Annotated in this window: 13 protein-coding genes; 12 read left to right on the plus strand and 1 reads right to left on the minus strand. The window is 69.8% G+C overall.

Features of this window, described 5'->3' with window-relative positions:
- Nucleotides 1–761: 761 nt before the first annotated feature.
- The 4 genes from EV138_RS34735 to EV138_RS34750 all read left to right on the plus strand — a co-directional run bounded on the left by EV138_RS34735 (nt 762) and on the right by EV138_RS34750 (nt 3,886).
- Nucleotides 762–1,637: a ribosomal eL19 family protein gene (locus EV138_RS34735; protein WP_133984707.1), complete on the plus strand. Its 876-nt coding sequence runs from the start codon at nt 762–764 to the stop codon at nt 1,635–1,637.
- A 42-nt stretch (nt 1,638–1,679) separates the two neighbouring features.
- Nucleotides 1,680–1,841: a hypothetical protein gene (locus EV138_RS34740; RefSeq protein WP_166678877.1), complete on the plus strand. Its 162-nt coding sequence runs from the start codon at nt 1,680–1,682 to the stop codon at nt 1,839–1,841.
- Nucleotides 1,838–2,902 (plus strand): tetratricopeptide repeat protein, encoded by a 1,065-nt coding sequence (locus tag EV138_RS34745; protein WP_238158582.1) that lies wholly within the window; start codon nt 1,838–1,840, stop codon nt 2,900–2,902. The genes EV138_RS34740 and EV138_RS34745 overlap by 4 nt, the downstream gene beginning before the upstream one ends.
- A 120-nt stretch (nt 2,903–3,022) precedes the next feature.
- The gene (locus tag EV138_RS34750) at nt 3,023–3,886 is read left to right on the plus strand and encodes a CHAD domain-containing protein (protein WP_133984711.1); all 864 of its coding nucleotides are present in this window, start codon (nt 3,023–3,025) and stop codon (nt 3,884–3,886) included.
- 1 nt (nt 3,887) lies between these two features.
- Here EV138_RS34750 and EV138_RS34755 read toward each other — a convergent pair whose 3' ends face one another.
- Complete coding sequence (locus EV138_RS34755) at nt 3,888–5,051, minus strand: DUF1015 domain-containing protein (protein WP_133984713.1); 1,164 nt, start codon at nt 5,049–5,051, stop codon at nt 3,888–3,890.
- A 24-nt stretch (nt 5,052–5,075) separates the two neighbouring features.
- On the opposite strand from EV138_RS34755, the gene EV138_RS34760 reads away from it, so the two are divergent.
- The 8 genes from EV138_RS34760 to EV138_RS34795 all read left to right on the plus strand — a co-directional run bounded on the left by EV138_RS34760 (nt 5,076) and on the right by EV138_RS34795 (nt 13,296).
- Nucleotides 5,076–6,188: an HAD-IIA family hydrolase gene (locus tag EV138_RS34760; protein WP_133984715.1), complete on the plus strand. Its 1,113-nt coding sequence runs from the start codon at nt 5,076–5,078 to the stop codon at nt 6,186–6,188.
- A 131-nt stretch (nt 6,189–6,319) separates the two neighbouring features.
- The gene (locus EV138_RS34765; RefSeq protein WP_133984717.1) at nt 6,320–6,865 is read left to right on the plus strand and encodes a polyhydroxyalkanoate synthesis protein PhaF; all 546 of its coding nucleotides are present in this window, start codon (nt 6,320–6,322) and stop codon (nt 6,863–6,865) included.
- A gap of 1 nt (nt 6,866) precedes the next feature.
- Complete coding sequence (locus EV138_RS34770) at nt 6,867–7,487, plus strand: hypothetical protein (protein ID WP_133984719.1); 621 nt, start codon at nt 6,867–6,869, stop codon at nt 7,485–7,487.
- Nucleotides 7,488–7,505: 18 nt separating this feature from the next.
- Nucleotides 7,506–8,321, plus strand: coding sequence for a TlyA family RNA methyltransferase (locus EV138_RS34775; RefSeq protein ID WP_133984721.1), 816 nt, complete (start codon nt 7,506–7,508; stop codon nt 8,319–8,321).
- Nucleotides 8,318–9,301 (plus strand): NAD kinase, encoded by a 984-nt coding sequence (locus EV138_RS34780; protein WP_255513792.1) that lies wholly within the window; start codon nt 8,318–8,320, stop codon nt 9,299–9,301. Before EV138_RS34775 ends, EV138_RS34780 begins: the two co-directional genes overlap by 4 nt.
- A gap of 4 nt (nt 9,302–9,305) precedes the next feature.
- On the plus strand, nt 9,306–11,033 hold the full coding sequence (gene recN / locus EV138_RS34785) for a DNA repair protein RecN (RefSeq protein ID WP_133984723.1): 1,728 nt from the start codon (nt 9,306–9,308) through the stop codon (nt 11,031–11,033).
- Nucleotides 11,034–11,176: 143 nt separating this feature from the next.
- Nucleotides 11,177–12,358, plus strand: coding sequence for a putative cytokinetic ring protein SteA (steA, locus tag EV138_RS34790; protein ID WP_133984725.1), 1,182 nt, complete (start codon nt 11,177–11,179; stop codon nt 12,356–12,358).
- Nucleotides 12,355–13,296, plus strand: a complete 942-nt coding sequence (locus EV138_RS34795) for a copper transporter (protein ID WP_133984727.1) — start codon at nt 12,355–12,357, stop codon at nt 13,294–13,296. The genes steA and EV138_RS34795 overlap by 4 nt, the downstream gene beginning before the upstream one ends.
- Nucleotides 13,297–13,306 lie beyond the last annotated feature (10 nt).

Genomic DNA, 13,306 nt, shown 5'->3' on the forward strand with positions numbered 1-13,306 from the left:
CAGCGCCGATGGTACTGCGACCGGGAGGTCGTGGGAGAGTAGGACGTCGCCGGACATTCACACTGTTAAGGGCCACCCACACGGGTGGCCCTTAACATTTGTGCCGGTGGTCTTGCCGGTAGCTTTGTCTGAGCGCAACACGTCGTACCGATCGATAGGAGTCACCGTGGCTACGCCACCTCGCAGCCCCCGTTCTGGCCCGGGCGACCGCTCTGGCCGAGGTTCGTCCGGCGGATCAGGCCGTGCCGGCGGCTCAGGCGGCGGTCGCTCCGGCGGAGGCGGTTTCCGCGGCGGCTCCAGCGGATCGGGAGGCCCCCGCGGCGGTTCCGGCGGCGCCGGCAGTTCCGGCGGCGGCTACCGAGGCGGCTCTGGCGGCACTGGTGGTTCCGGCGGCGGATATCGCGCGGGTTCTGGTGGCGCTGGTGGGTCTGGCGGCGGTTACCGTGGCGGCTCTGGTGGGTCTGGGGGCTCCGGCGGTGGGTCGCGCGCGGGCTCTGGTGGATCCGGTGGATCCGGTGGGGGTTACCGCGGTGGTTCTGGCGGTGGATACTCCGGCGGTTCTGGTGGGTCGGGCGGTTCCGGCGGTGGATATCGCGGCGGAGCCGGCGGGTCCGGGGGAGCTGGCGGTACTGGTGGTGGTTACCGCGCTGGGTCGGGTGCGTCCGGTGGGTCTGGGCCTCGTGGGGGTGCGCCGCGGAGCGGTGGTGCTCGCGGGCCGCGCCGTGACGACCGGCCGGAGCCGAAGCGGAACACGCGGTGGGATGACAAGGGTGCTCCTGGCCGCGATCCGTTCCGTGGTCAGTTGGATGGACCTGACGAGCGTGGGTCGCGTCGTGACGACCGGTCTAGCTCTCGAGACGACCGTGGCGCTTCGCGTCGCGACGATCGTGGTGGATCCCGGTGGGAGAGCCGCGGCGGCTCCGGTGGAGACGATCGCGGCGCCGGCCGTGGGGCTCCCCGCCGTGACGACCGGAGTACTTCCCGCTGGGAAGACCGGGGTGCGGCGCGTGGCGATGACCGCAGCGCACCTCGTGACGACCGCGGTTCCTCCCGCTGGGAAGGCAGAGGCGCCGCGAGTGGCGACGACCGTGGCAACTCCCGCTGGGAGAGCCGCTCCGGTGGCGAAGACCGTGCGTCGCGCGGGGACGACCGTGGCAACTCCCGGTGGGAGAGCCGCGGGGCCTCGGGTGGCGATGAGCGTGGTGGGTCGCGGTGGGAAGACCGTGGAGCGTCGCGTGGTGACGACCGTGGGGCATCGCGTGGTGACGACCGTGGGGCGTCGCGTGGTGACGACCGTGGTGCTGCGCGTCGTGACGACCGGGGTGCTCGCGGGGATGACCGTGGTGTTGGTCGTGGCGAGGACCGTGGTTCGCGGTGGGGTAGTGCGCCACGTTCGGAGGAGCGCGCTGCTGGTGGCTCTCGTTGGGAGGACCGTGGGGCGTCGCGTGGTGATGACCGTGGTGCTGCGCGTCGTGACGACCGGGGTGGTGAGCGTGGGGCGCCTCGGCGGGATGATCGTGGGGCTGCTGGGCGTGGTGCTCCTCGGCGTGATGACCGGAGTGCTCCGCGGCGGGATGATCGGCCGAGCGGGTTCAAGGGTGGGGAGCGGACCGGGCCGCGGAGTGATGATCGGGTAGGGGCTGACAAGCCTCGTCGTGACGACCGGACCGGGTACCAGGGTGAGCGGTCGCCTCGGCGGGACGACCGGGGTGGTCGGGATCAGCGTGGTGGTCCTCGCCGTGGTGATCGTCCGGAGCGCGGTGGACGCGGTGGCGACCGCCGTGGCGGTGTCGGCCGGAGCGACGAGGAGAGGGTCGGCCCGCGTCGGGACGATCCGGTGATCCCGGCAGGCATCACTGGTGCTGAGCTCGACAAGGGTGCGAAGGCGGAGCTGCGGTCGCTGCCACGCAGTCTGGCGGACCTGGTCGCGCAGCACTTGGTGGCGTCCGGGCAGTTGCTGGACGTCGACCCCGAGCTGGCGTACCAGCACGCCAAGACTGCACGGCGGCTGGCGGCGCGGCTGGGCGGCGTACGGGAGGCTGTGGCTATCACGGCGTACCTGGCTGAGCACTACGACGAGGCGTTGACCGAGTTCCGTGCGGTACGGCGGATGACGGGCAACCACGAGGTGCTGCCGATGATGGCTGACTGCGAGCGTGCGCTCGGACGGCCGGAGAAGGCGCTCGCGTTGTCGCGGGAGAAGCAGGTCGTGCTGCTCGAAGAGGGTTCGCAGATGGAGATGCTGATCGTCGCCGCCGGTGCGCGCCGCGACATGGGGCAGACCGCTGCGGCGATCCAGACACTCGAGGTACCGGAGCTGACGAAGCGGACGCGGGCGGAGTGGTTGCCGCGACTGCGTTATGCGTACGCCGATGCGCTGGCGGAGGCGGGTCGTACGGAGGAGGCGCTGGTGTGGTTCCACCGCGCGGCCGGCGTGGACCAGGACGGTTCCACCGGCGCGGCTGAGCGTGCTGCCGAGCTGGAAGGTCTGCAGTTCACCGACCTGGACGACGAAGACGAGTTCGACGGCGAGGACGATCTCAAGCCCGACGAGATGGTCGAGAACGACCACGTCGAGGACGAGGACGACGAGTTCGCCGACAACGACGAGGTCGAGGTCGAGGTCGACGACGACGTCGAGGACAACGCTGAGGGTGACGAGGTCGAGGACGACGACGTCGAGGACGTCGAGGCTGCGGACGTCGACGCTGAGGATGACGTCGAGGCTGCGGACGTCGACGCTGAGGGTGACGTCGAGGCTGCGGACGTCGACGCTGAGGGTGACGCCGACGCTGCGGACGTCGAGGCTGATGTCGACGATGCTGAGGGTGACGAGGCTGCGGACGACGACCAGGGTGAGGACGTTGTCGAGGGTGTTGTGAAGGACGACGAGAAGGACTGAGTCGGGTGACGGCCCGGGTGGGAGGTGAGGAATCGCCTTCTGCCCGGGCCGTTTGCTGTGTCCGGGAGGGGCGCGCTTGGCGGCGAGCGGTCATTAGGCGCCGTCGGTGAGAATGGGGCGGTGGAGAACCCGGAGAAGCTGACGCCCGAATCGCCGGTGGGTTCGCTGGTGGGGGAGGCACTGACCCGGGGTACGCAGCGGCTGTTGCGGGCGATCGCCATGGTGGAGAACTCCGAGGACGACGCGATCCACCAGGTGCGGGTTTCCTGCCGTCGGTTGCGCAGTGATCTCAAGCTGTTCCGGAAGCTGCTGGCCGGCGACTGGGCGGACAAGCTGCGGACCGAGCTGTCCTGGCTGGCCGCCAGTTGCGGCGAAGCTCGCGACCTCGAGGTGATCGCCGCGCTGGTCCGCGACAACGCGACCAGCGAAGACGACCCCGACCATCTGGCGACGATTCTCACCACGCTGACCGTCGGGCTCGACCGGGCCGCGGCGAGATCCGCCGAAGCGGTCACCGGCGATCGCACAACCCGGCTGGTCAGCACATTGCAGACCGTCGCAGCACGGCCCAAGCTCAAAGCAAAGGCCGACAGCCCCTGCGTCGAGGTGCTGCCGCAACTACTCGACTCGGCGCGCGGGAAGTTCAACGACGCGGCCGAGAAGCTGAAGCCCTGGACTTCCGACGACGACTGGCACGAGGTGCGGTTGCTGGCGAAGCGGGTGCGGTACGCCGCCGACACCACCGCCTCCGTGCTCGGGGACGAGGCGAAGGAGACCGCGATCCAGGCGGCGCGATTCCAGGAGCTCCTCGGCCAGCATCAGGATCACTGTGCGGCCGCCGATGCGCTTCACCTCTTGGCCAAGGACGCCGCCGGACAGTCCGATGCGGGGATGTCGTTCTCCCTCGGCCGCCTGATCGAGCGTCATCGCGCGGCCCGCAAGCCGCTCCGCGAGGAGTTCCTGACCCTCTACCACCGGCCGTGAATCAGCTGAGCGTGCGGAACAGCAGCCCGACGCGCGGTTTGGGACCGAACGACGTGGCCTTCTGGGGCAGTACGGCGCCGCGCAGAGCGGACCGCAGTACCTGATCCATCCGGGGCGCTACGAGCTCCACAGCGGCCTGTGTGGGCCCTGCCAGCGCAGTGGCGTCCGTGAGCGCGTGGTGGAAAGAGATCTCGTCCACGGCGACGCCCCAGGCAGGTAGCAGTTCCTCGTGCAGCAGCGAGACCGTTGGTGCCACTTGACCCTGCGTCGATTGCACTGTGACCCAGGAAGTCCCGTCGAAGATGGCGATCCGATCGGGCACACCCTCGACCCGCCCCGGGAGCACCTCCCAGCCGGCCGGCGTACGGGCCTTGACCAGGTCGAGGGTGAGGCCTGGGACGACTCGGTGGATCGGGTCCAGGGTGAGCGGGTGCCGCTCGTTGTCGACCAGCATGGCGAGGCCGACATCGGTGCCGGGGCGGTTCGGTGAGCGGCGGGAGCGTTCCAGGTACGCCGCGTAGCGGTGGTGGCCGTCGGCGATCAGGGCTTCGCGGCTCGCGAGTTCGGCCGCGATCGCGGCCAGCTTGTCCGGGTCCTCGATCCGCCAGATCCGGTGATGCGCGCCGTTCTCGGTGTCTGCGACCAGCCAGGGCACGCCCGAGCGTGCCTCGTCGACCGCGTCGCTCGCCGTACCGCCACCGCCGTACGCGAGCAGGATCGGCTCGAGATCGGCGTCGGTCGCCTCCATCAGGTCGTACCGGTCGTCGACCCAGTGCTGCATCACGTTCTCGTGCGGCAGCACGACCTTGCGGGCCGGGTCGAGAGCCAGCGCGCCGACCAGACCCACCAGGGTCGCGCCGCCGAGCCGCTGCTCGTAGACGTACAGCGCGGGCCGGCGATCCTGCACCACGATGCCGTCGCGCTGCCAGCCCACCAGCCGTCGCGCGGGCTCGTCGTACCGGCCGCGACCGAGCTCGGGATCGCGTGGAAGGATGAGCCTCACCATGTTGTGCAGATCAGAATCAGTCAGCCGCCGGACCAGGGCGGGTTCCAGCACGTCGTACGGCGGCGACGTCACCGCGCCGAGTGCGCTCACCTTCCCGGCGACGAACCGCCAGGCGCGCAGTGGTTGCAACCGCAGCACGCTTCCGGTGGCTTCCGACATGGGCGGCATCGTACGGGGGGAAGGGTGACGAGAACACAGGAATCGCCTCCACCGCTGTCCGCATGTGACGAACCGCTCGCCAGCCGGTACGACGTGGCGCTGCTCGACCTGGACGGCGTCGTGTACGTCGGCCCGGATCCGGTTCCGGACGCGCCCGACCACCTCCGCAAGGCGGCCAAGGACGGCATGCGGATCGGGTACGTCACGAACAACGCCAGCCGGCCTGCCTCGGCGGTCGCAGCGCACCTGGCGTCGTTCGGGCTGGACGTGATCGCGGAGGACGTGGTGACGTCGGCGCAGGCGGCGGCCAAGCTTGTCGCCGGTGAATTCCCCAAGGGGTCGCCGGTGCTCGTGGTCGGCGGTGAAGGGTTGTACGTCGCGCTGGAGGAGTACGGGCTGAAGCCCGTGCGCAGCAGCGACGCGGACCCGGTCGCCGTCGTCCAAGGCTTCCACCCGGACGTGAACTGGGTGATGCTCGCGGACGGCGCGCACGCGATCAACGAGGGCGCCCGCTGGTACGCGACGAACCTCGACCTGACCATCCCGACGGCAGGCGGCAAAGCACCCGGGAACGGGACACTGGTGCAGGCCGTTCGTGCCGCGGTCGACGTGGACCCGATCGTCGCCGGCAAGCCTGAGCCGCCGCTGCTGGAGACCAGCATCGAGAGGCTGGAAGCCGAACGGCCGTTGATGATCGGCGATCGGCTCGACTCCGACATCGAGGGGGCGAACGCGGTCGGCATCGCCAGTCTGTGGGTCGCCACCGGCGTGCACGACGCTCACGATCTCGCGGTGGCGCCGAAGAACCAGCGGCCGACGTACATCGCCGCCGACCTCGGCGCCTTGGCCGAGAAGCAGGCTGGCGTGACGGTCGACGGGAGCAAGCACGCTTGCGCGGGCTGGACGGCCGAGGTGGTGAACAGCGCCGTCTCGGTGACCGGCGAAGGAGCGCCGTACGACGGTTTGCGGGCGATCCTTTCGGCGGTGTGGGCCGCGGCCGACGGCACTCCGAAGAACGAGACCAAGCCTGCGGCGAAGGGTGCCTCGCGGGCGCGGCGGCCGCTGCCCAAACCGGCGCCGGCGGCGGAGTCCATCGCTATCGACGCGGCCCTGCGGAAGGTCGGACTGGCGAAATAGCGGCGTCCGGTCCGGGAACTCGGGCTGGCGGAAGGCATAGGTGGCCTGGTAATGCGTGGTCGGCGCGATACCGTGGCAGGCAACGAGGCCCGGACCGTTGAGGCGAGGACGAAGTTAGCAAGGAGGCAGTCATGGTGATGGATGCACTGCGCGGCTATGTACAGCTGGCGAACGGTCTGACCGAGGTGACGAAGCAGCGGGCCCAGCAGGCCGCCAAAGCGCTGCTGCAGCAGACCGGTGCCGACGCGCTGACCACTGGCCTGACCGGCAAGGTGACCGAACTCGCGGACGAGATCGTTGCCACCAGCAAGAGCAACCGCCAGCTGCTTCAGGCGATCGTGGCGAACGAGGTCGAGGGCGCGGTCGCCCGGCTGGGGTTCGTCCGGTCCGAAGAGGTCGCGGCGCTGACCCGGCGGGTCGAGGGGCTGGAACGGGAGCTGGCCGACGCGAAGGACGAGCTGGCAGCGAAGGGTTCGGCGGCGACGCCGGCTGCTGGGGCGACCTCGACGCCGGCTCCGGTGAAGGCTGCCGTTCCGGTGAAGGCACCGAAGAAGGCGCCGGTCAAGAAGGCACCCGTGCCGAGTCCGGTGGCCAAGAAGGCGCCGGCGAAAAAGAGCGCGGTGCAGCAGGCCGCGGTGAAGAAGGCGGCCAAGAAGGCCGCGGCGAAGAAGGCCTGACGTGACGGATCACCCCGGCGAGCAGTTCCCCTCGGAGGTCGACCCCGACGTCGAGCCCGGGTACGAACCGGAGCCCGACGAGAGCCCGGAGCCCGATTACGACTCCGAGCCCGGCGCGCAGTCGACGTACCGGCCGAGTCAGCACGGCGTACCGCACACGGACCCGCTGCTGGCCGGTTTCACCCTGTACGGCGAACTGCCGGCTGAGCCGGACGACACCGAGCCGGAAGAAGACACCGAGCAGGTCTTCGAAGCCTCGCTCGAGGCGGAAGAGTCGCCGGCGGAAGAAGCCGCTGAACCAGAGGAAGAACCACAGGAAACAGTCATTCCTCGGCCTTCGGTTCCGTCGCCTGCTTCGTTCCAGCCCCGACCACCTGTTCCCTCTCCGGCTTCGTTCCAGCCTCGACCAGCTGTTCCGTCGCCGGCTTCGGTCCAGCCGCGTCCGCCGGAGCCTGTGGAGGAAAGGGACGAGGACGCTCCGCACCCGTTGGTGGAGGAGACGATGGCCCGGCTGGACGAGTTGCGGGAGCGGCCGGTCGCCGAGCATGCCGAGGTGTATGCGGATCTCCACGAGCGGTTGCAGACCGCGCTGGTCGAGGCGGACGCCGAGGACCGTGGCTGAATGAGTAGGGCAGGCTGAGTGGCCAAGGCAGTCAGGCGGTCCCGGCTCGACGCTGAGCTGGTCCGGCGCGGCCTGGCACGGTCCCGGGAGCACGCCAGCGAGCTGATCGCCGCCGGCAAGGTGAAGGTCTCGGGCACGGTCGCGAGCAAGCCTGCCACCGGAGTCGGTGCCGATGCGCCGATCCTCGTGGACACCTCTGAGACCGACGACCCCGGCTACGCCTCGCGCGGTGCCCACAAGCTCGTCGGTGCGCTGGAGGCCTTCACCGGCGTACAGGTGAAGGGCTGTAGGTGTCTGGATGCAGGTGCGTCCACCGGTGGGTTCACTGACGTGCTGCTGCGCAACGAGGCCGCCAGTGTGATCGCTGTCGACGTCGGCTACGGCCAGCTCGTCTGGGCGTTGCAGACCGACGAGCGCGTCACAGTGATGGACCGTACGAACGTCCGGACCCTGACGCTGGAGGACATCGGCGGCGTACCGGTCGACTTGGTCGTCAGCGATCTGAGCTTCATCTCGCTCACCCTGGTGCTGCCGGCACTGCTCGGAGTGGTGACGCCGGACGGTGACCTGGTGCTGATGGTGAAACCGCAGTTCGAGGTCGGCAAGGAGCGGCTGGGCAAGGGCGGCGTAGTGCGGGATCCCGAGTTGCGGGCCGACGCTGTCCGGGGCGTGGCGGCGAAAGCGGCCGAGCTCGGCTGGGGCGTCGAGTCGGTGGCGGCCAGTCCGCTGCCCGGTCCGTCAGGAAATGTCGAATACTTCCTGTGGATACGGCGTTCTGCACCTGCTCTCGATGAGACGATGCTCCGGACCGCTATCGAGAGCGGTCCGCAGTGACCGGAGAGCTGGACGTAGAAGAGGTGGGGAGCCCCGTGGTCGAGCAGGCGTCCGATCCGCGGCGGGTGCTGCTGGTCGCGCACACCGGCCGCGAGTTCGCCGTCGAGGTGGCGCGCGAGGCGCACCGGCTGCTGACCGGCGCGGGCATGGTGGTCCGGCTGGTCGGCGAGGAGACCGAGGCACTGGAGCTGGACCCGGTCGAGATCGCGTACGACGCGGAGAAGGCGGCCCAGGACGTCGAGCTGATCATCGTGCTCGGCGGCGACGGGTCGATCCTGCGCGGCGCCGAGCTGGCCCGGCCGCACGGCACGCCGGTGCTCGGCGTGAACCTGGGACATGTCGGCTTCCTCGCCGAAGCCGAGGTCGACGACCTGGAGCGGATCGTCCAGGTCGTGGTCGACCGGACGTACACGGTCGAGGAGCGGATGACGCTCGCGGTCGACGTCTGGGTCGAGGACGAGCTGGTCTTCGACACCTGGGCACTGAACGAGGCGAGCATCGAGAAGGCCGCCCGGGAGAAGATGCTCGAGGTGCTGGTCGCGGTCGACGGCCGGCCGCTGTCGCGCTGGGGCTGCGACGGAGTCGTGGTCGCGACGCCGACCGGCAGTACGGCGTACGCGTTCTCCGCCGGTGGCCCGATCGTCTGGCCCGAGGTCGAGGCGATCCTGATGGTGCCGCTGAGCGCGCACGCGTTGTTCTCCCGGCCGATCGTGGTGGCGCCGACGTCGAAGCTGACGGTCGAGCTGGTCGCGGCCTGGCACGGGCGCGGGGTGTTGTGGTGCGACGGCCGGCGGATGGTCGAGGTCCCGCCGGGTGCCCGGATCGAGGTCCGGCGCGGCAAGATGCCGGTCCGGCTGGCGCGGGCGCACGAGGCTTCCTTCACCGACCGGCTGGTGGCCAAGTTCGACCTGCCGGTGCTGGGCTGGCGTGGCACGGCCGAGCTGAATCGGCGCAAGCAGAGCGCACAAGAGGAGAAGTAGGGCGATGATTTCCGAGATCCGCATCACCGGGCTGGGCGTGATCGAGGACGCCACCTTGGAACTCGATCCCGGCTTCACCGCGGTCACCGGTGAGACCGGCGCCGGCAAGACGATGGTGGTCACCGGCGTGAACATGCTGCTCGGCGGCCGCGCCGACAGCGGCCTGGTCCGGCACGGCGTACGGCGTGCGCGGGTCGAGGGGCGGGCCCGCAACGTGCCGAAGTCGATCGTCCGGGAGGCCGAGGAGCGCGGCGGCGAGCTGGATGACGACGACGAGTTGCTGATCGCCCGCGAGCTGTCGTCCGAGGGCCGGTCCCGGGCCTTCCTGGGCGGCGCCTCCGTGCCGGTGTCGGTGCTCGCCGAGGTGTCCGGCGACCTGGTCGCGATCCACGGGCAGGCCGACCAGTGGCGGTTGCTGCAGCCCGCGCGGCAGCGGGAGACGCTGGACACGTTCGCAGGCAAGGCGGTGCTGGTGCCGCTGGGGGAGTACGCGTCGGCGTACAAGCGGCATCGCGAGGTGGAGGCCGAGCTGATCGAGCTGACCACCAGGCAGCGCGATCGCCTGGCCGAGGCGGATCTGCTGCGGTTCGGGCTGGACGAGATCGCGAAGGCCGAGCCGTTGCCGGGCGAGGACCGCGAGCTGGCGGCTGAGGAGGAGCGCCTCGCGTACGCCGACGGCCTCCGTACTGCGGCGACGACGGCCGGCGACGCGCTCGCCTCCGACGACCTCGATTCGAGCCGGCCGAACGACGTACTGGGCCTGCTCTCGCTGGCCAAGCAGGTGCTCGACGGCGAACGTGAGCACGACAACAAGCTCGCCGAACTGGCCGACCGGGCCGGCGAACTCGGCTATCTCGCGGCGGATCTGGCCGGCGAGCTCTCGTCGTACGCGGCCGATATCGACACCGATCCGGCCCGGCTGGCCGTGGTGAGTGAGCGGCGAAGTCTGCTGACCGGGCTGGTCCGCAAGTACGGCGATCAGGAGGGCACCGTCGACGAGGTGCTCGAATGGACCAAGCGATCCGCCGCCAGGCTGGCCGAGCTGGACGGCAGCGACGAGCGGGTCGAGTTGCTGACCGCCGAGCAGTCCGAACTGCAGGCGCAGCTGAAAGATCTCGGCAGCCAGGTCAGTGCGGCTCGCAAGGAAGCGGCCGCGCGGCTCGGGGTCGCGGTGTCGGCGGAGTTGAGCGGGCTGGCGATGCCGCACGCGACGCTGACCGTCGAGGTGCACGAGACGACGGCGGGACCGTTCGGTGCCGACGAGATCGAGTTCTGCTTCGCGGCGAACCCGGGCAGCCCGGCGCGCCCGCTGCAGAAGGCTGCCTCAGGCGGTGAGCTCTCCCGGGTCATGCTCGCGCTCGAGGTGATCCTGTCCGACACGCACCCGGTGCCGACGCTGGTCTTCGACGAGATCGACGCCGGGATCGGTGGACGGGCGGCGGTGGAGGTCGGCAAGCGGCTGGCCCGGCTGGCGGAGAAGGCGCAGGTGATCGTGGTGACGCACCTGCCCCAGGTGGCCGCGTTCGCCGACCGGCACGCGGTGGTGCTGAAGAGCGACGACGGCTCGGTCACCACCAGCGGCCTGGTCGCGCTCGACGACGACGCCCGGCTCAAGGAACTCTCCCGGATGATGGCCGGCCTGGAGAACTCCGACGCGGCCCAGGCGCACGCCGAGGAGTTGCTGGCGCTGGCGGCGGAGCGGCATACGAAATCACGCAAGAAGAAGCGCTGATCGTCACTGTGCGTCCCCGATTGGTCACCCCTGGGTCAAAAGGATGATTTAGCGGGTTGTCAGCGGGTACAAGGATGTGAATGAGTCTGCCCGGGGTTTAAAAGGCGGGTGGAAGGCTCTTGACATGGCAGGATGAGAGCGCGATGAAACTGCCCAGCCTGCGTCGAGCACGCCCCACTGAACTGCCCGGGATCACCGGAGTGGTCCGGCTGGATCGCCGTACCAAGAATCTCACCAAACGGCTGAAGCCGGGCGAGATCGCGGTGATCGACCATGTCGACCTGGACCGGGTCAGCGCGGAGGCCCTGGTGGACTGCCGGGTCGGCGCCGTCCTGAACGTGTCCGACTCGATCTCCGGCCGCTATCCGAACCTGGGACCCGAGATTCTGGTCGAGGCCGGGATCCCGCTGGTCGACGGGATCGGCCGCGAGGTGTTCTCGGTGCTGCACGAGGGCGAGCGGGTCCGCGTCCACGACGGCGTGCTGTACCGCGGCGAGGAAGTCATCGCCAAGGGGTTGTCGCAGGACACCCAGACGGTCGCCGAGCAGATGGACGACGCCCGGGCGGGCCTGTCGACCCAGCTCGAGGCGTTCACCGCGAACACGCTGGAGTACCTGCGCCGCGAGCGCGACCTGCTGCTCGACGGCGTCGGCGTACCGGCGATCCACACGCCGATGGACGGCAAGCACGTGCTGATCGTGGTCCGCGGGTACGACTATCGGGAGGACCTGGTCGCGCTGCGGCCGTACATCCGGGAGTACCGGCCGGTCCTGATCGGCGTCGACGGTGGCGCCGACGCGCTGGTCGAGAACGGGTACGTACCGGATCTGATCGTCGGCGACATGGACTCGGTCAAGGACGAGACGCTCAAGTGCGGCGCCGAGGTGATCGTGCACGCGTACCGCGACGGCCGCGCGCCGGGCGCGGAGCGGCTCGAGCGGCTCGGCGTGGACTCGATCGAGTTCCCGGCCACCGGCACCAGCGAGGACGTCGCGATGCTGCTGGCCGATTCCAAGGGTGCGTCGCTGATCGTCGCGGTCGGCACCCACAACTCGCTGGTGGAGTTCCTCGACAAGGGGCGCTCCGGGATGGCGAGCACCTTCATCACCCGGTTGCGGGTCGGTGCCAAGTTGGTGGACGCCAAGGGTGTCGGCCGGCTGTACCGCAGCAGGGTGTCTACCTTCCAGGTGATAGCGCTGATCGTGGCCGGGTTGTTCGCACTGGGCGTGGCGATGGTGGTCATCGGTGCCGACGACGTGCTCTGGTCGATCATGAAGGCGCGCTGGAACGACTTCGTTTACTGGATCCGGGAGCTGTTCACGTGATCGACTTTCGCTACCACATCGTCTCGATCGTGGCGATCTTCTTCGCCCTGGGCGCCGGTGTGGTGCTCGGTGCCGGGCCGCTGAAGGGCACCGGCGCCGACGTCGTCCAGGCGCAGGCCAAGAAGGACCGGGCCGCGCTGGAGGACGCCCGCGCCGAGCTCATCCAGGCACAGTCGCTGGACAAGTACCGCGACGACTACGTCGCCAAGGTGACCGCCGGCCTGACCGTCGGCAAGCTGACCGGCAAGCGGGTCTGCGTCGTGACGATGCCCTCGGCCGACGGCGACCTGACGAACCAGGTGCAGGACACCATCGAGGCGGCCGGCGGCCAGGTGACCACCCGGATCGCGCTGGACAGCAAGCTGTTCGACCCGGGTCAGCGCCAGCTGGTCGAGCCGCTGGTCAACGAGCTCGTCACCGCCGACGTGACCTTCCCGGCCGACAGTACGACGTACCAGCGGGCCGGCATGATCCTGGCCCGCGGCGTCGCCGCGAAGGAAGAGGGCAAGCTGGTCGACTCCGAGGCGACCAAGATCATCAGTGGCCTGACCGGCTCGAAGCTGCTGTCGCTGAAGCCGACCCCGAAGGATCGCTGCAGCCTGGCCGTCGTGGTCGCCGCGGACCCGCCGACCCCGGCCCCGGACAACTCGTCGTACAACGACGCGGTGGACTTCGCCGAGGGACTGGATGCCGGTAGTGCGGGCGTCGTGGTCGCCGGGACGCCGGACACCGCGCAGAACGGTGGCCTGCTGAAGTCGCTGCGCGGTGACGCCGACGCGACCAAGAGCCTCTCCTCCGTCGATGTCGCGAACATGCCGAGCGGTCAGGCGACGATCGTGTTCGCCCTGGTCGAGCAGGCCGGCGGCAAGGCCGGGCAGTACGGCGGTGTCGACGCCAAGAACGGTGTCGCCCCGACCGCGGTCCAGGCCAAGAACTGAAAGGCTCGAA

The sequence above is a fragment of the Kribbella voronezhensis genome, from assembly GCF_004365175.1.
In the GTDB taxonomy this organism is placed as follows: Bacteria; Actinomycetota; Actinomycetes; order Propionibacteriales; family Kribbellaceae; genus Kribbella; species Kribbella voronezhensis.